Here is a 16,394-nt window from a genome sequence, read left to right as displayed (position 1 = left end):
GGGACTTTATGAGTCAGTTTTTTGCATTACATCCTGATAATCCACAGGCTCGCTTATTGAGAAAGGCGGTGAATATTATTGAGGAAGGTGGATTAATTGTTTATCCTACTGACTCAGGCTACGCATTGGGTTGTAGTTTAGGAAATAAGGCGGCACTTGAACGCATTAGAAAACTACGCCAATTGGATAAAAATCATAACATGACTTTAGTATGTCGTGATTTATCTCAGCTTGGTACTTATGCCCGTGTATCCAATCCCATATTCAGATTATTGAAGGCGTTTACGCCAGGCTCCTACACTTTTATTCTTAATGCAACACATGAGGTTCCTCGTTTAATGTTGCATCCAAAAAGAAAAACTCTGGGATTACGTGTTCCTGATAATATGATTACACTTGCACTATTGGAGTGTCTGGAAGCCCCATTAATGAGTACTACATTAATTCTTCCGGGTGCAAAAGCCCCATTGAGTGAACCTGAAGCGATTTACGATCTGTTAGGACATCAGATCGATTTAGTTATTGATGGTGGCAATTGTGGACAAGAACCAACAACGGTAGTTGATTTGACTGGTGATTATCCAGTGATAATTAGGGAGGGTAAGGGTGATCCCGAACCTTTTAAGTAATAATTAATATTTATAAAGAGGATATTGATGTCAGCATTATTTAGTTCCAATAAACGAGTTGTTTCTGGAATGCGTGTCAGTGGAAGATTACATCTTGGACACTATCATGGTGTAATAAAAAATTGGATTAAATTACAACATCAATATGATTGCTTCTTTTTTGCAGCCGATTGGCATGGCTTAACCACACAATATGATGAGCCAGGTTTTATAGAGAGACATTTGTGGGATATGATTGTGGATTGGCTGGCTTGTGGAGTAAATCCTGGGTTATCCCGAATATTTATTCAATCATGGGTTCCAGAGCATGCGGAATTGCACTTACTTTTATCTATGATTACTCCGTTGGGGTGGTTGGAACGAGTACCGAGTTTTAAAGATCAGCAAGAAAAATTAAAGGAAAAAGACCTATCAACATATGGGTTTCTAGGTTATCCCTTATTACAAAGTGCTGATGTTCTCATCTATCATGCTGATTATGTTCCTGTTGGCGAAGATCAGGTGTCACATATTGAACTTACAAGAGAAATTGCGCGTCGGTTTAATCATATTTATGGTAAAGAACCTAATTTTGAAGAGTTAGCTGCCGAAGCAATTAAAAAAATGGGAAAAAAGAACGGTAAGTTTTACAGTGAGTTGCGTCGGCAATTTCAGGAACATGGAAATCATGAGGCAATTAAAACAGCGCAAGCACTGTTAGAAGATCAATCTAGTTTGTCTATTGGTGATAAAGAGCGTCTCCTAGGTTACTTAGAAGGTAGTGGTAAAATTATTCTACCAGAACCTCATCCACTACTTACTGAAACTGCCAAAATGCCTGGCATTGATGGGCAAAAAATGTCTAAATCTTATCATAATACAATTATGCTAAGAGAGCCTCCTGAACAAGTTGAGAAAAAGATATTAACTATGCCAACAGATCCCGCACGTATCAAACGAACAGATCCTGGTGAGCCAGAAAAATGTCCCGTTTGGCAGTTTCATAAAATTTACTCAAACAATGAAGTTAAAGATTGGGTTCAAAAAGGCTGTCGTTCAGCTGGGATTGGTTGTGTTGAATGCAAGCGGCCGGTTGTTGATGCAATTAATAAAGAATTACAACCCATCCAGGAAGCAATTACTGAATATGAATCTGATTTGAGTTCAGTAAAGCGAATTGTTTCTGAAGGAAGTGAGGCAGCGCGGGAAGTAGCTTGTAAAAATTTGAGTACTGTACGAGAAGTTATGGGACTCGATTATTGATGCTTCGACGTTATATAGGTACTTTTGAAAAAATCCTGGACGAATATATTGGCGTTCAGGTTTCACTTTACTCCACCCACTTTAAAATTACAGATTTATGTCGATCTTTGAAGGTGTCTGTGAGGAGCCTAATAAACAATGAGTTATTAGCATGGATATTGAATTAGAAAGCAAACCAGAAGTAAAAGCAATTATTGATGGTAAGGAGCTTACGGAGCTCCCAGATGATTTGTTTATTCCTCCTGATGCACTTGAGGTTCTGTTAGATTCTTTTAGTGGACCTCTAGACTTGCTTTTATATCTTATTCGCAAACAAAATATCGATATATTGGATATTCCGATTGTTAGTATCACGAAGCAATATTTGCATTACATTCAATTGATGGAATGCAGACGATTGGAATTAGCTGCTGATTATTTATTGATGGCTGCAATGCTTGCAGAAATTAAGTCACGGCTATTACTTCCTGCTCCTCCTGCTAGTGGCGAAGAGGAGGAAGAAGATCCTCGCATGAGTTTAGTACGAAAACTACAAGCCTATGAACAAATAAAAATTGCTGCGGAATTGCTTGATGCTCTTCCGCGACAAGAGCGAGATCATTTACCAATTCAAATAGTTCCTTCTGAGCTTGAGCGAATAATAGTTCATCCAGAGGTACAGTTGGTCGATTTAATTGAGGCAATGAAATCGTTATTGCAAAGAGAAGAGCAGACAAGTCATCATCAAGTCTCACGTGAAGCGCTATCCGTTCGTGAGCGAATGAGCCACGTATTGTCACTGCTCCAAGAACACAATGTTTTGGAGTTTAGTCAATTGTTCTCAATCGAGGAGGGACGAATTGGTTTGGTTGTTTCTCTGCTTGCTATTTTAGAGTTAGCAAGACAATCACTCATTGTGATTACGCAAAATGAAGCATTTTCTCCAATACATTTACAGGCAGCATAAAATGGATGAAAAGGAATTAAAAAAAGTAGTTGAAGCCTTACTTTTAAGTTCAAGCGAACCACTCTCTATAGATAGATTGTTAGAAGTTTTCGATGAATGGCAAAGACCAACTAAAGAACATTTAAGTGTTATTATTAATGACTTAAAGGAAGACTATACATCACGAGCTATTGAACTTGTTGAAGTTGCGACAGGCTTTATTATCCAAACTAGAAAAGAATATAGTAACTGGGTTGCACGCATGCAAATTGAAAAACCTAGTAAATATTCTCGTGCTTTGCTTGAAACTTTAGCTATTATTGCTTATAAGCAACCGGTTACCCGAGCTGATATTGAAGAGCTTCGTGGTGTCGCAGTTAGTAGTCAAATAATGAAAACATTATTGGAAAGAGAATGGATTCGTGTTTCTGGTTATAAAAATGTGGCGGGTAAGCCCGCTGTATATACGACTACAAGAGAATTTTTAAATTATTTTAATTTAAAATATTTAAATGAACTTCCAACCTTACCTGAGGTTATGGAAGCATTAACTTTACATAATCCTAATGAAGAGTATATTACTGAATGAGCAGCGAAAGGTTACAAAAAATACTAAGTCAGGCTGGCCTTGGATCTCGACGAGAAATGGAACGTTGGATAGAAAATGGCTGGGTCCAAGTTAATGGCAAACCAGTAAAACTAGGTGACTCTGCAAGTGCCGAAGATAAAATCACTGTAAAAGGAAAATTAATTCCTAATCCCCTTAAAGTGAGACAAAACACCCGTATTCTGCTTTATCATAAACCTGTAGGCGAAATATCAAGTCGTCACGATCCTAAATTTGAGAAAACCGTTTTTGATCATCTACCTCATTTGCGACAAGGACGTTGGGTTCAGGTCGGTCGCTTGGATTTAAATACTTCTGGTTTACTTATATTTACCAATAACGGTGATTTAGCGAATCAATTAATGCATCCTAAATATGGATTAGAAAGAGAGTATGCAGTTAGAGTTCATGGTCAAGTTAGTCCTGAGGCTTTAAATATTCTTCAAAAAGGTGTTGAACTAGACGATGGAATAGCTAAATTTACTCGCTTGGAATTTCGTGGCGGAGAAGGCTCGAATTCTTGGTATCATGTGACCTTAAATGAAGGGCGTAATAGGGAAGTACGACGTTTATGGGAATCACAAGGTGTGGAAGTAAGTCGATTGATACGCATTCGCTATGGTGTATTAACAATGCCAAGATTTTTATCACGTGGACAATGTTATGAATTAACACCTAAAGAGGTCACTGAGTTTTTAGCTTCTTTGCCTAAAGAATAATGGTTGTTTTATAGTTGGAGTTAGTGCACCGCAATCTAGGGATTTTCCTCATCATCCCGAGCATGGCTCGGGATGAGGTAAGTAGCCATTGGATTGTACTGTGTTAATCCCAGCTACAAAGTAACGACGCTAAGCCGTATATGTCTTTTTCTCTTTACTAAAAGGTTTTAATGATTCTGCAATTTGTTTATATAATTCAGGAAGCCATCTTGGTTGTGCAAAGGTAGTGGTAGAGGGCTTGCTCTTACGTAAATCGTTGGGTGCGATAATTACCTGAATATTGCTTAGTCCTACACGACGTGCCAAAATAAAAAGCTGATCTATAGCGAGATCGCCAACAGCCAAACAGCCCACAGATAAGTTTTTGCCATGTATAAAAATATTATTACCTAAATTTCTTCTCCCATCTTGATAACCTTTTTGTTTATCAAAATTATTGGGGTAATTAATCATCATTGATAAATGCATGCTACTGAACGGGTTAAAATTAACTAACTTATAAACCCCCTCAGGAATTTGTTTATCATTTTCACGTAATTTAGGTCCTAGCCGACCACTGAATCCCGTTAAAGGGTAATCATGAATATGTTTCCATGATTGATCAGAGTTTTTAGCCCAGAGTTCGACCTTTCTTTCAGATTTAAAAGCAAGTAAAGCAATATCACTCGGAGGATAACTTACTTTAGCTTTGGAGAAGTAAGATTTCAATTGCGGTTCAACACGTAAGCCATATCGTTTTATTGCGCGATCTACTGCTTGATCCCAATTAAGTTTAGGAGCCATAGCATAGCAATTAAGGCTAAATATCATTATGACAAATGCAAATAACCGTTTCATAGAAATACTTGAGTGATGGATTGTTGGCATGTTATCAAATCTTAATACAAAGAACAATTTAACCTCCCAGACTTCTCGTATAAATATAGTTATGTAATGCTTTATTTTATTGATTCTCTTCTCAGAACATATCAATACATTTAACTTTTATTTTTTTGTTTTAGCAGCATTTGTTTTTTTATTGGTAATGACATTTGAGTTGTAATGAAATCGGGAGTCGTTGCTAAATGTCCTATAGAGGGTAATAAACCATAATGGTTCGGACAAAGGTACGCGACAGAACTGTCACGATCAATTTTATAAAATACATACCTACTATCACAATACGTAGGTTTTTCAAAAAGGGCCACTTGCATTATAGGCGTTCCCTCCATCTTATTCTCTATGAAGAAGGCATTAATCCACAAGTTGCTAATAAGAATAAATGCTCCTACAACTAAAAGTGCGTTAATAAATGTATATGTATATCTAAAAGTAGGGGCCTTTATACTTAAATGCGATATGACTTGTATTAAGGCAAGGAGCAAGATAAGTAAATTAAACGAATAAATTCCCGCATTAAGATAGTTAAAATAGGTTCCAAAAATTTCATTTCCAGAGAATTGAAAATGAATGAGTAGCGCAATAAGGCTAAGCCAAAGAGCGGAAATAATGTAATAAATAGCGTTTCTTTTAATTCCAATAATAAAGAGTACAAGAGCAATTAATGGAAAAAGACTTTGGATTAATTTTCCCAGTGTATACATTTGAGCCATACTCTCAAAATTAAGTGATATTTACTTTAAAACTATATAGTTATAACAGTATTTTTTGTATATGTATAGATTATGGTGATCTTGAGTTTAGGAGTAATAATCTATAATTATGCAGAGCATACTGTCGTTTGACTCGTACAATCATGAGAAGAATCAATGCTGATTAATATTCGGCCAAAGGAAAAATTATTAATTGGTATTTTCGCTGTTTTTTTCTTTAATAAGCGTTAAGTAAGGTTGTGTTGGATATATTGTTGTTTTAATCATTGTTTCGGGTAATTTGATTTGTTTGACTTCAAACGGACTTTCAGTTTTAAACATATAATCTAATGGATTTATTAAATTTGGAAAATATCCCAGATTGTTCATTTTCTTCTTGATACGGTTAGATGGATGTACACTACCTATCCATAATGGCTGGTTTGACTCTAATATATTATAACTTGACTCCCAAACTCTTAACTCCAACGTTAACTTAGTTTGTTGATCGGTATAGGTCATGATCAGCATAGGCGCTTTATTTTCATATAACTGAGTAAATAATGGCAATTTAACGGTGTTTGGCTTTTGACTCATTCGCAGAAGTAAGTTTGTAAAAAATGAATCTTGATGTGATTTCCATCCATTTTTTTCCAGACTATTTTGGAGTGTATCTAAGTTACCTGAGAATTGTAGGTTTAATAAACTAATTCGTTTACCTATTCTACTGAATTGGTAAATTGGCAAAGTAGGCTTTTCCTGTCCCCACCACGTTTTTTCGCTCAGACTAAATTTTTTATGATAGGGAGTATGGTTATAAGATAAAGTTTTAAAATTCAGGTAGGTGGAGCCAAATGTAGGTAAAAGAATGCCGATAAAAAGCAAAGAAATCAATAGTAATGACGGTGTTGTTTTTTGGTATGGAATATTGGATTTTCTATAAATCAAACAGTGAATTAAGCAAACTGTTGTACCAGCAAAGTATGATGCTAAAATGTCTGTGAGCCAATAATCTCCTAAATAAAGAGCACCTAAACCACTAAAGCCAAGAATTGTAAAAATAATAGACTTCGACATGTTCGTGAACATGTCATAGGTACTATTAAGGTAAAATAGAATAAATCCGTACATTGCCGTAGCAATTAAAAGATTGACCGCCGGAAAAGAAGATCCTGACATAACAATCAGTAATCCAGAGGGTCTAGGACTATGAATAAAATAAAGAAGTGATAAGGCTAAAAAACTACTAAAAACAATAAGGCTACATAAATAAACAACTGCTGTTCTATTTTTCTGGTAAATAAACCAGCAACAACAAATAATAAAGAGACTGATTATAGTTGTTGTTGCGGTTAATTGACTACAAAGGATAAAAAATACTTTTAAAGTTGGTGTATTAAAACTTTGTAAAAATAAATAGGTTGGGTAATTAACCGAAGCCAGATATTGTGTTGCAACAGTTAGTCCTAAAAGTACAAGGAAAAAAAGCAGACAAAACATGGTTATCAATACAAGTGCAGCAGTATGGTAGTGATTTGATTCACCATACGGTGTAAGTGCATGGTACACCTGAATAAATAAAGTGTTATTTTTAAGTTTTAGCCAAAAAGTATGTAAGTGTAATTTTAAAATAGAGCTTAATACTCCAACTATGCGTTTGATGAACAAACTAATAAACCAAAGTCCAGCAAGCAAAATAAGTATTAATATAAATAAGCGTGTTGCGCTTTCGGTAGATAGTTCGTGGCTTGCAGCACCTATTGCAACACCAGGCATTATGTATAAAAGCGACCAGCCAATAGCTGATAAAACATTTGCTACAAAAAAACGCCACTGCTTCATATGCAGTATTCCTGCAATGACGGGAATAATAGAGCGTAGAGGCCCTACAAATCGACCAATTAATACACTTTTACCACCATGGGTTTCAAAAAAATCTTTACCATATTGTATCCATTGGGGGTATTTACTAAACGGCCAAATTTCAGTCAACCGCTCACTATAATAATAACCCAGGATATAGCTCAGACTATCACCAGCGACCGCCCCTAAAATCGCTGCTAATAAAGTAAGATCAATACGCATAATTCCCGAGCCAGCGAGGATTCCTATGGCAGTCATCGTAACACTGCCAGGTACAATACTACCTATAATCGCCAGAGACTCAGTTAGGGAAATTAGAAATGTAATAAATAAAGACCAGTGAGGGTTTTGTTGCAACCAGACAGTCAGTGGCTGTACATAATCTACGAACAAGTTCATATTTTTCAGGGATAAAATTGTTGTAGAAAATATTGTACGAAATGTTGATTAACTTCATCTATTTGCACAGCAGGAACAAACTGACTTATTTGAGTCATTTCCATTTTTGCAAATCCACATGGATTTATCCCTGAAAAAGGTTTTAAGTCCATATCAACATTAAGTGCAATTCCGTGATAAGTACAACCATTTTTTACTCTTAACCCAATTGAGGCGATTTTTTGCTCCCTGACATATACTCCTGGGGCACCACAACGAATAGAACCTTCAATTTGATATTGTGCAAGAACAGAAATTAAAATCTGCTCTAATTTCCCAACCAACGATCTTATTCCTAAATTTTTTCTACCAATATCCATTAGAACATATGCAACAAGCTGGCCTGGTCCATGGTAGGTCACTTGTCCTCCCCGATCTGATTGCACTATAGGTATGGATGCAGGATTTAGTATGTGCTCAGATTTTCCTGCTTGTCCTTGAGTATAGACAGGGGAATGTTCTAAAAGCCAAAGCTCATCTTGTGTATTTACGTCACGATTTTGCGTAAATTCCTTCATTTGCAGCCAAACATCATTGTAGTTTTGAATACCTAGCTGTCGTATTTTCATTATAGAACCATTTTCACATCAGGATGCTGGGTAATGGCTCTATAAAATGCATCAAGCATGTCTTGATTTTCAGCATAAACAGTAACAGTTATTGCTAAGTAATTGGAATCCTTACTCATTTTATGAGTCAGCGCATCTTCCGTAATATTAGGAAAGTGTGTGACGGTAATTTCTCTGATCTCTTCAAGAAAAACAGTCGAATTATTCCCTATTACCTTTATAGGAAAGTAACAGGGAAATTCAATTATCGTTGTTTTTTCCATCCTTAAACCCTATTAATCTTAGGAGCCAAACCAGCGTTTAAATGCCAGACGTATTGAATCTTTTGTTCGAGTGTAAAAACCACCTGATTCAACATCTTGCAAAGCATAAAGTGGTCGAGTTGATACAACGTTATTATCAAATTGGACTACCAAATCACCTATTTTATCGCCTTTCTTAATGGGGGCTTCGAGGTAAGAAGGAACTTTAGTAGAAATAGTAAGACGTTGATACTGACCAGTAGGAATAGTGATGTACTGATCTTCATTTAGACCTACAGTTATTTTATCAACACTTCCTTTATAAAGTGAAAGCTCAGAAATCGATTGACCAGACTTGTAAAGCTGATGCGTTTCAAAGAACCTGAAACCATAGTTTAGTAATTTTTCGCTATCATCGGCACGAGAAGAATCACTTGGTTCGCCAAGAACAACAGCAAGTAATCGCATATTGTCGCGTTTTGCTGATGATACAAGACAAAAACCTGCTTCATTCGTATGACCTGTCTTTATACCATCCACCTGATTATCACGCCATAACAAGCGATTTCTATTGGGTTGACGAATACCATTATAGGTAAACCATTTTTGTTTATACCAGTCATAATATTGGGGGAAGTCAATAATTAATGCCCTACCAAGGATTGCTAGATCTTTTGCGGTAGTATAAAGATTAGCGTCAGGCAAGCCAGTACTATCCGTAAAATGGCTGTTTTTCATTCCAAGGTTTTGAGCTTGCTGATTCATAAGGTCAGTAAATGAATTTTCAGTGCCACCAATATGTTCTGCCATTGCAACACATGCATCATTGCCTGAGTCAACAATAATCCCTTTGAGCAGGTCTTCAACTGGAACTTGTTGGCCTTCTTTGATAAACATGCGAGAGCCACCTATTTTCCAAGCTTCACGACTTACTCGTACGTTATCGGTGAGGTGAATTTGTTCGTGACGCAGCGCATTCGATACTACATATAAAGTCATCATTTTAGTTAAGCTGGCAGGAGGCAAACGTTCCTCACTGTTTTTCTCAGCAATAATTTTGCCACTGTTTACATCGATCAGAATGTACGCTTTCGCATTAAGCATCGGGGCTGCAGGAGTGACTAAAGGTTTATTATTCACTGTTGGGGATGGTCTTTCCAAGTCCGCGGTAGGTTTTGTAGGTAACGATCCTTCATCGGCCATAGAGTTAGTTGACTGTACAAATAATGTAATAATAAACAAAGTAGTTAATAAAATAGACGTTGTTCTTGTCATGTTGTTATCGAGTCCAATTGCAAAAATGTGGATATAGTACCACAGCCTTTTGCAGGCAACAAAATAGCAGATGAAAAATAATGAATTTTTTTTCGGAAATAAAATAAATCTTCGAAATTACGTGATATTTCTGTATATTAGCCAGAAAACAATAATTAAAAATGGATAATATGCGAAAGATACTTATTGCCGTGACGATTATATTAGCAGGTTGTCAAACTACAAATCAGTCTCTTGATTCTGCATCATCAGGAACCAAGCAGTCTACACGACAAGTAACTCAGAATAAGAAAAATACAAATAATTCCATATATAACCGTTATAAAAATAAAACAAATCGATATACTCAACGCCAAGATGGGGCCCCGACCAAATCTAGAAACATTAGCTTTAAAGAGCCTGTACCGTCCAAAGAACCTTTAAGTCGATATGGTAATATATCAGAATATTCTGTTGATGGACGCTCATATCAAGTGCTGAGAAGCTCAACAGGATATAAAGCAAGAGGCACTGCTTCCTGGTATGGAACAAAATTCCACAAACAAAGAACTTCAAGCGGCGAGCCCTATGATATGTATGTAATGTCCGCTGCACATAAGACTTTACCTTTACCTACTTATGTAAAGGTTAAAAATTTAAGCAATGGAAAGGTTGCAATTGTTAAAGTTAATGATCGAGGCCCATTTCATTCAGATAGGATTATCGATTTATCCTATGCTGCGGCTTTAAAACTCGGTGTCTTTCCGAAAGGAACTGCCCCTGTTGAAATTGAAACATTAATGGGACCAGCAGGTAAGGCACATTATTATCTTCAGGCAGGTGCTTTTACAACGGAAGTTTTAGCAAAGCGTTTAAAAGATAAATTAACTCATATTACTCCATCTCCAGTTTATATCGAACATTATAAGCAACATTATATTGTGAGGGTTGGCCCATTTGGCTCAAAAAATATGGCCGACAGCTTAAAGCGTCAATTATCACTTAATGGAGTGACAGGGTCTTTTTCTGTTTTGATTTAATTCTTAATGAATAATGATAGCTAATTAATGGATTAATGGATAAAATTATTGCGTCAAATATTCAGAACATTAGAATTACTATAGTAATAAAATTGTAGCTCTTGTTAAAAGTGCAGCATACACTCATTTTTGTATTCAACTTCTTGTTTAATTGCACTTTGTCAAGTTTACAGTTTTCTTAATTAAGGTTGGTTTCATTTTAATATCGAGGTGCTTAATCAATGCATGATGGCTCTGTGTTTTATACAATATTTTTAATTTTCGCAGGCGCAGCATTTCTATCAACCTTGGTTCTTTATACCAAACAATCTTTGCTGGTTGCGTATATTCTTTTGGGTGCAGTATTTGGACCATGGGGTTTAAAGCTTGTATCTGATGTGAGTATTGTCAAACAAATTGGAGATGTTGGAATAGTTTTCTTATTATTCCTGCTTGGATTGCATTTGCAGCCACAAAATCTCGTACATATGCTCAAGAAAGTTACCTGGATTGCTTTAATTAGTTCTGTTCTTTTTGCAGTAACTGCATATGGGATAGGTAGGCTCTTTGGATTGGGTGTGGCTGAATCATGGATTTTGGGTGGCTCAATGATGTTTTCAAGTACCATCATTGGATTGAAATTATTACCGACAACGATTCTCCATCATCAACATACTGGTGAGGTGATGATAAGCGTATTGCTTATGCAGGATGTGATTGCAATTATTGTATTGATTCTAATTAATGGCGCCCAACAAACGGGTGGTTTTTCCATTGATGATATCATTTTAGTAGGTATTAATTTGCCTGCATTGTGTCTTTTTGCTTTTGCTATTGAGAAATATGTTTTAATCCGGTTGCTAGCTCGTTTTGATAGAACTCAGGAGTATGTATTTTTATTATCAATTGGCTGGTGCTTGGGGTTGTCAGTTCTTGCACAAAAGATGGGGCTTTCAGAGGATATTGGTGCTTTTATTGCTGGAGTTGCCCTTGCAGCAAGCCCGATTTCTCTTTTTATTGCAGAGAGTCTAAAACCTTTAAGAGATTTTTTCTTGGTCATGTTTTTCTTTTCTATCGGAGCGACTTTTAACTTTGGTTTGGCACAACAAGTTGTAATTCCTGCGCTTATTTTATCTGTCTTAGTGCTCCTGTTCAAACCTGTTTTATTTTATTTACTTCTTGAAAAATCTGGTGAAAAAAAACATGTTGCAAAAGAGGTGGGTATTCGATTGGGACAAGCGAGTGAGTTCTCATTGCTTGTTGCCAGTATTGCCTTGAGCACCGAACTTATTTCGGATAAAGCCTCTAATTTAATTCAAGCAACTACTATTTTAACTTTTATTGTTTCATCGTATTTCGTTGTATTGAAATACCCAACACCCATAGCATTCTCTGATAAAATGCGTAAGGATTAAATAATGAAATTATTAGTAATATTGTTGTGTTTATTAAGTGAACGTTTCTTGATTCACTCCGTCTCCTATCAGCGATTTTATTGGTTTCCAGATTATTGTCAAAAGATCAAAAGTCTGGGGGATAAACATAGTTCCCTTAATAATCCATGGGTTCTATTGGCTTTAATCATAGTGCCTATTTTAATTCTTGTGTCACTTATTTATCTATTGTTGCATCCTTTAGTATTTGGTTTGATGGGATTTCTTTTAAGTATCGTAATTTTCTTTTATTGCCTTGGCCCTCAAAATGTTTTTTATCCAATAGTACAATCGGATACAAAGAGTAACCAAGAGATTGTCGGAGACTATTTTATCTTGGTTAATAGACAATTATTTTCTCTTGTATTTTGGTTTATCATCGCGGGACCAATTGGCGCTTTGACATACCGTTTAATTACTTTATGTCGGGATATCCATTTCGTAGGTGAGCAAGCAAATGAAGTTACCGATTTGTTTGAGTGGATTCCTGCTCGCTTAACTGTATTACTCTTTTTACTTGTAGGAAATTTCCAACGAGGCTTTTCTTTATTTACTAGTTACTTTATTGCTAAACCTGACATGAATGGTGAGATGTTACGTGAGTGTGGATTACTGGCAGTTAAAACAAATGAAACAGAAGAAATTCCTATGCCAGTAGCAGAAGGCTTGGTTGAACATGCAATTATTGTTATGTTGGTTTTTATTGCTTTATTTACGTTAATTACTTGGTTGTAATGAGTTAAGAGTAGTTATGAGCTGAGGCGTTTAACCTGCGTAATCATTTTTGTGGATATTATCACTATGAATTCTTTTTTGTGGCTAGTATGTTGCACTATAATATTAATGCTTGGAGGTTGTCAGGGGTTACAACAAAATGCATTTAAAGGCCAAGCATTAGAACAATGTAATAGGACTTGTGTGCAACACTTTGAGTTTTGTAGACAAAACTGTGTTAACAATTGCGCGACATGTACCTATGTATCTCAAAGAGAGGCGGAAAAAAATTTTGCGAAATACGTACATGAGCGAAATGTTCAAGGTAAAAAGGTGATGCGTGAGTTGAATTCTTATCGCGATCCACTACAATGCCGCAAAGTAACATGTGATTGCTCATCAGATTTCACAATTTGTAAGAAAGGTTGCACTGGTGTAATTCCAAAAAAATTACAAGCTGTACCTTATTGAGTTTAATAGATTTCGGGGAACACTTTCATGGCAAATGAAAATAATTTAGATTTGGATCCTATAGAAACACGTGAATGGCTGGATGCCCTGCAAGCTGTATTAATCAATGATGGTCCCCAACGAGGAGCGTTTCTTTTAAAGCAGCTCCTTAATAAAGCGAATGCAGAAGGGGTCAACTTAACCAGTTCCATTAATACACCCTACAGAAATACCATTAATCTGCATGAAGAAGAGCAAATACCACCGGATGAGGGTATTGGTAAACGTATTAGCGCATTGATTCGTTGGAATGCTGTGGCAATGGTACTGCGTGCAGGAAAATATGCTCCTGAACTGGGCGGCCATATTGCCTCTTATGCTTCGTCTTCTACTTTGTATGAAACAGGTTTTAATTACTTTTTCAAAGGACCAAATGGTAAGCATGGCGGTGATTTACTATATATCCAAGGCCATTCTTCCCCTGGTATTTACGCACGTGCTTTCCTTGAGGGACGACTCACAGAGGAACAATTAGGTAAATTCAGACAAGAGGTGGAGGTTGACGGTTTATCTTCATACCCACATCCTTGGTTGATGAGCGAATTTTGGCAGTTTCCTACTGTATCTATGGGATTAGGTCCTTTACAAGCTATTTATCAAGCACGATTTTTAAAATATTTAGAAAACCGAGGATTAATTAATACCGATGATAGGAAGGTATGGGCATTTCTTGGTGATGGAGAAATGGATGAGCCTGAGTCAGTCGGAGCTTTGAGTATTGCTGCACGAGAAAAGCTTGATAATCTTATTTTTGTTGTGAATTGTAATTTACAACGACTCGATGGACCTGTACGTGGTAATGGTAAAATTATTCAAGAGCTAGAAGGTTTATTCCGTGGTGCCGGTTGGAATGTAATTAAAGTCATTTGGGGCGGGCGCTGGGATCCATTGCTTGCTCGTGATAAGGATGGTTGGTTACAAAAACGTATGGAAGAATGTGTAGACGGTGACTATCAAGCCTACAAGGCAAATAATGGTGCTTATGTACGACAACATTTCTTTAATGAATATCCAGAGTTAAAGAAAATGGTTGAAAATTATACCGACGAGGAAATCTGGAGATTGAATCGTGGTGGCCATGATCCTCAAAAAGTTTATGCTGCCTATGCTAAAGCAGTCGAACATAAAGGTACGCCAACTGTTATTTTAGCAAAAACAATTAAAGGCTATGGAATGGGAGCAGCTGGTGAAGGACAAAATATTACCCACCAGCAAAAGAAAATGACTGTGGATCAGCTGAAGGCATTTAGAGATCGATTTAGTATTCCTATCAGTGATGACCAAATTGCAGAAATCCCATTTTATAAACCTGCAGATGATAGTCCTGAAATTAAATATATTAAAAAACAAAGAGAAATGCTGGGTGGGTATTTACCATCGCGATCTACAAAAGTTGAACCTCTAAAGGCTCCTGATTTAGCTGAATTTTCATCAGTTACTAAGGGGTTAGGGGACCGTGAAATTTCTACAACGATGGCATTTGTACGTATTCTTTCAACATTATTGAGAAGTAAAGAGATTGGTTCACGTATCGTTCCAATTGTTCCTGATGAATGTAGAACTTTTGGAATGGAAGGTTTATTCAGACAAATTGGTATTTATTCTCCAGTTGGTCAGCTTTATACACCGGTAGATCATGAACAAGTAATGTTTTATCGTGAAGCGAAAGATGGACAAATTCTTGAGGAAGGAATTAATGAAGCAGGTGCTTTTTGTTCTTGGATTGCAGCAGCGACTTCCTACAGCTCTAACAAATTAGCAATGATCCCATTTTATATTTACTATTCTATGTTTGGATTCCAACGTATTGGCGATTTGGCATGGGCTGCCGGGGATATGCAAGCTAGAGGATTTCTATTGGGCGGAACTGCTGGACGTACGACACTCGCAGGCGAAGGATTGCAACATCAAGATGGACATAGCCATTTATACGCTTCAACAATTCCAAATTGTGTCTCATATGATCCTACTTTTGCTTATGAGCTTGCTGTAATTATTCAAAACGGTTTGTATCGTATGTTTGAAAAGCAGGAAAATATTTTTTATTACATTTCTGTAATGAATGAAAATTATATTCATCCAGATATGCCAAAAGGCGTTGAAGAGGGAATCATTAAAGGGATGTATGTACTGCAAGAAACTAAAAAGAAATCCAAACAACATGTACAGTTAATGGGAAGTGGAACCATACTTCGTGAAGTAATTAAAGCAGCACAAATGTTAAAAGATGATTATGCCGTGACTGCAGATATTTGGAGTGTTACAAGCTTTAATGAATTAAGAAGGGATGGATTAGCTGCGGAACGTTATAATGCAATGCATCCTAAGGAAAAGGCACAAAAAAGTTATGTTACAACTCAATTAGAAGGTAGACCAGGACCAGTAATTGCTGCAACAGATTATTTACGAATTTATGCAGATCAAATTAGACCATTTGTACCTAATCACTATGTAACTTTAGGTACAGATGGTTATGGAAGAAGTGATACGCGAGAACGTTTACGTCATTTCTTTGAAGTGGATGCTAAATTTATTGTTCTAGCGGCATTGAATGCTTTAGTTGCTGAGGGAAGTATTGATAAATCCAAAGTTGTGGATGCCATAAAGCGCTATAACATTAATCCTGATAAATTGAATCCGGTTAATCATTAGAATTAAA

The 16,394-nt window shown here is 36.5% G+C and carries 15 protein-coding genes; 9 read left to right on the top strand and 6 right to left on the bottom strand.

Features of this window, described 5'->3' with window-relative positions:
• Positions 1-8: 8 nt before the first annotated feature.
• The 5 genes from ACWTEW_RS25330 to rluB all read left to right on the top strand — a co-directional run bounded on the left by ACWTEW_RS25330 (position 9) and on the right by rluB (position 4,122).
• Positions 9-629, top strand: a complete 621-nt coding sequence (locus tag ACWTEW_RS25330) for an L-threonylcarbamoyladenylate synthase (RefSeq protein ID WP_454780870.1) — start codon at positions 9-11, stop codon at positions 627-629.
• Between the two features lie 27 nt (positions 630-656).
• Complete coding sequence (locus tag ACWTEW_RS25325) at positions 657-1,871, top strand: tryptophan--tRNA ligase (RefSeq protein ID WP_454780869.1); 1,215 nt, start codon at positions 657-659, stop codon at positions 1,869-1,871.
• A 151-nt stretch (positions 1,872-2,022) separates the two neighbouring features.
• On the top strand, positions 2,023-2,817 hold the full coding sequence (locus tag ACWTEW_RS25320; RefSeq protein WP_454780868.1) for a segregation and condensation protein A: 795 nt from the start codon (positions 2,023-2,025) through the stop codon (positions 2,815-2,817).
• Position 2,818: 1 nt separating this feature from the next.
• Positions 2,819-3,385, top strand: coding sequence for an SMC-Scp complex subunit ScpB (gene scpB, locus ACWTEW_RS25315; protein ID WP_454780867.1), 567 nt, complete (start codon positions 2,819-2,821; stop codon positions 3,383-3,385).
• Positions 3,382-4,122, top strand: coding sequence for a 23S rRNA pseudouridine(2605) synthase RluB (rluB, locus tag ACWTEW_RS25310; protein WP_454780866.1), 741 nt, complete (start codon positions 3,382-3,384; stop codon positions 4,120-4,122). The genes scpB and rluB overlap by 4 nt, the downstream gene beginning before the upstream one ends.
• A gap of 129 nt (positions 4,123-4,251) precedes the next feature.
• Here the strand turns inward: rluB and ACWTEW_RS25305 are convergent, their stop codons facing one another.
• The 6 genes from ACWTEW_RS25305 to ACWTEW_RS25280 all read right to left on the bottom strand — a co-directional run bounded on the left by ACWTEW_RS25305 (position 4,252) and on the right by ACWTEW_RS25280 (position 10,080).
• Positions 4,252-4,959, bottom strand: coding sequence for a L,D-transpeptidase family protein (locus ACWTEW_RS25305; RefSeq protein ID WP_454780865.1), 708 nt, complete (start codon positions 4,957-4,959; stop codon positions 4,252-4,254).
• A gap of 140 nt (positions 4,960-5,099) precedes the next feature.
• Complete coding sequence (locus ACWTEW_RS25300) at positions 5,100-5,705, bottom strand: type I secretion system protein LssZ (protein ID WP_454780864.1); 606 nt, start codon at positions 5,703-5,705, stop codon at positions 5,100-5,102.
• 198 nt (positions 5,706-5,903) lie between these two features.
• A complete protein-coding gene (locus ACWTEW_RS25295; RefSeq protein ID WP_454780863.1) occupies positions 5,904-7,955 on the bottom strand; it encodes a VTT domain-containing protein in 2,052 nt (683 codons plus the stop codon).
• A gap of 5 nt (positions 7,956-7,960) precedes the next feature.
• On the bottom strand, positions 7,961-8,563 hold the full coding sequence (gene lipB, locus ACWTEW_RS25290; protein ID WP_454780862.1) for a lipoyl(octanoyl) transferase LipB: 603 nt from the start codon (positions 8,561-8,563) through the stop codon (positions 7,961-7,963).
• Positions 8,563-8,826: an HP0495 family protein gene (locus tag ACWTEW_RS25285; RefSeq protein WP_454780861.1), complete on the bottom strand. Its 264-nt coding sequence runs from the start codon at positions 8,824-8,826 to the stop codon at positions 8,563-8,565. The genes lipB and ACWTEW_RS25285 overlap by 1 nt, the downstream gene beginning before the upstream one ends.
• Before the next feature lie 18 nt (positions 8,827-8,844).
• Positions 8,845-10,080 carry a D-alanyl-D-alanine carboxypeptidase family protein gene (locus tag ACWTEW_RS25280; protein WP_454780860.1) on the bottom strand — a complete coding sequence of 412 codons (1,236 nt, stop codon included), beginning with the start codon at positions 10,078-10,080 and terminating at the stop codon, positions 8,845-8,847.
• Between the two features lie 170 nt (positions 10,081-10,250).
• On the opposite strand from ACWTEW_RS25280, the gene ACWTEW_RS25275 reads away from it, so the two are divergent.
• The 4 genes from ACWTEW_RS25275 (at position 10,251) to aceE (ending at position 16,387) form a co-directional block, all read left to right on the top strand.
• Positions 10,251-11,099 (top strand): septal ring lytic transglycosylase RlpA family protein, encoded by an 849-nt coding sequence (locus ACWTEW_RS25275; protein WP_454780859.1) that lies wholly within the window; start codon positions 10,251-10,253, stop codon positions 11,097-11,099.
• Positions 11,100-11,320: 221 nt separating this feature from the next.
• Positions 11,321-12,493, top strand: coding sequence for a cation:proton antiporter (locus ACWTEW_RS25270; RefSeq protein WP_454780858.1), 1,173 nt, complete (start codon positions 11,321-11,323; stop codon positions 12,491-12,493).
• 3 nt (positions 12,494-12,496) lie between these two features.
• Complete coding sequence (locus ACWTEW_RS25265; RefSeq protein ID WP_454780857.1) at positions 12,497-13,246, top strand: hypothetical protein; 750 nt, start codon at positions 12,497-12,499, stop codon at positions 13,244-13,246.
• Positions 13,247-13,723: 477 nt separating this feature from the next.
• Positions 13,724-16,387 (top strand): pyruvate dehydrogenase (acetyl-transferring), homodimeric type, encoded by a 2,664-nt coding sequence (aceE, locus tag ACWTEW_RS25260; protein WP_454780856.1) that lies wholly within the window; start codon positions 13,724-13,726, stop codon positions 16,385-16,387.
• The last annotated feature ends 7 nt before the right edge of the window (positions 16,388-16,394 follow it).

It is taken from the genome of Legionella stuttgartensis, assembly GCF_977063405.2.
The sequence above is the reverse complement of the archived record's forward strand: the minus strand, read 5'-3'. Positions and strand labels throughout refer to the sequence as shown.

Excerpts from the sequence above, each read along its gene's own strand:
- ACWTEW_RS25295 (WP_454780863.1), bottom strand. The coding sequence starts at position 7,955 with ATGAACTTGTTCGTAGATTATGTACAGCCACTGACTGTCTGGTTGCAA.
- lipB (WP_454780862.1), bottom strand. The coding sequence starts at position 8,563 with ATGAAAATACGACAGCTAGGTATTCAAAACTACAATGATGTTTGGCTG.
- ACWTEW_RS25330 (WP_454780870.1), top strand. The coding sequence starts at position 9 with ATGAGTCAGTTTTTTGCATTACATCCTGATAATCCACAGGCTCGCTTA.
- ACWTEW_RS25270 (WP_454780858.1), top strand. The coding sequence starts at position 11,321 with ATGCATGATGGCTCTGTGTTTTATACAATATTTTTAATTTTCGCAGGC.
- ACWTEW_RS25300 (WP_454780864.1), bottom strand. The coding sequence starts at position 5,705 with ATGTATACACTGGGAAAATTAATCCAAAGTCTTTTTCCATTAATTGCT.
- scpB (WP_454780867.1), top strand. The coding sequence starts at position 2,819 with ATGGATGAAAAGGAATTAAAAAAAGTAGTTGAAGCCTTACTTTTAAGT.
- ACWTEW_RS25305 (WP_454780865.1), bottom strand. The coding sequence starts at position 4,959 with ATGAAACGGTTATTTGCATTTGTCATAATGATATTTAGCCTTAATTGC.
- aceE (WP_454780856.1), top strand. The coding sequence starts at position 13,724 with ATGGCAAATGAAAATAATTTAGATTTGGATCCTATAGAAACACGTGAA.
- ACWTEW_RS25280 (WP_454780860.1), bottom strand. The coding sequence starts at position 10,080 with ATGACAAGAACAACGTCTATTTTATTAACTACTTTGTTTATTATTACA.
- ACWTEW_RS25325 (WP_454780869.1), top strand. The coding sequence starts at position 657 with ATGTCAGCATTATTTAGTTCCAATAAACGAGTTGTTTCTGGAATGCGT.
- ACWTEW_RS25320 (WP_454780868.1), top strand. The coding sequence starts at position 2,023 with ATGGATATTGAATTAGAAAGCAAACCAGAAGTAAAAGCAATTATTGAT.
- ACWTEW_RS25265 (WP_454780857.1), top strand. The coding sequence starts at position 12,497 with ATGAAATTATTAGTAATATTGTTGTGTTTATTAAGTGAACGTTTCTTG.
- ACWTEW_RS25275 (WP_454780859.1), top strand. The coding sequence starts at position 10,251 with ATGCGAAAGATACTTATTGCCGTGACGATTATATTAGCAGGTTGTCAA.
- ACWTEW_RS25285 (WP_454780861.1), bottom strand. The coding sequence starts at position 8,826 with ATGGAAAAAACAACGATAATTGAATTTCCCTGTTACTTTCCTATAAAG.
- rluB (WP_454780866.1), top strand. The coding sequence starts at position 3,382 with ATGAGCAGCGAAAGGTTACAAAAAATACTAAGTCAGGCTGGCCTTGGA.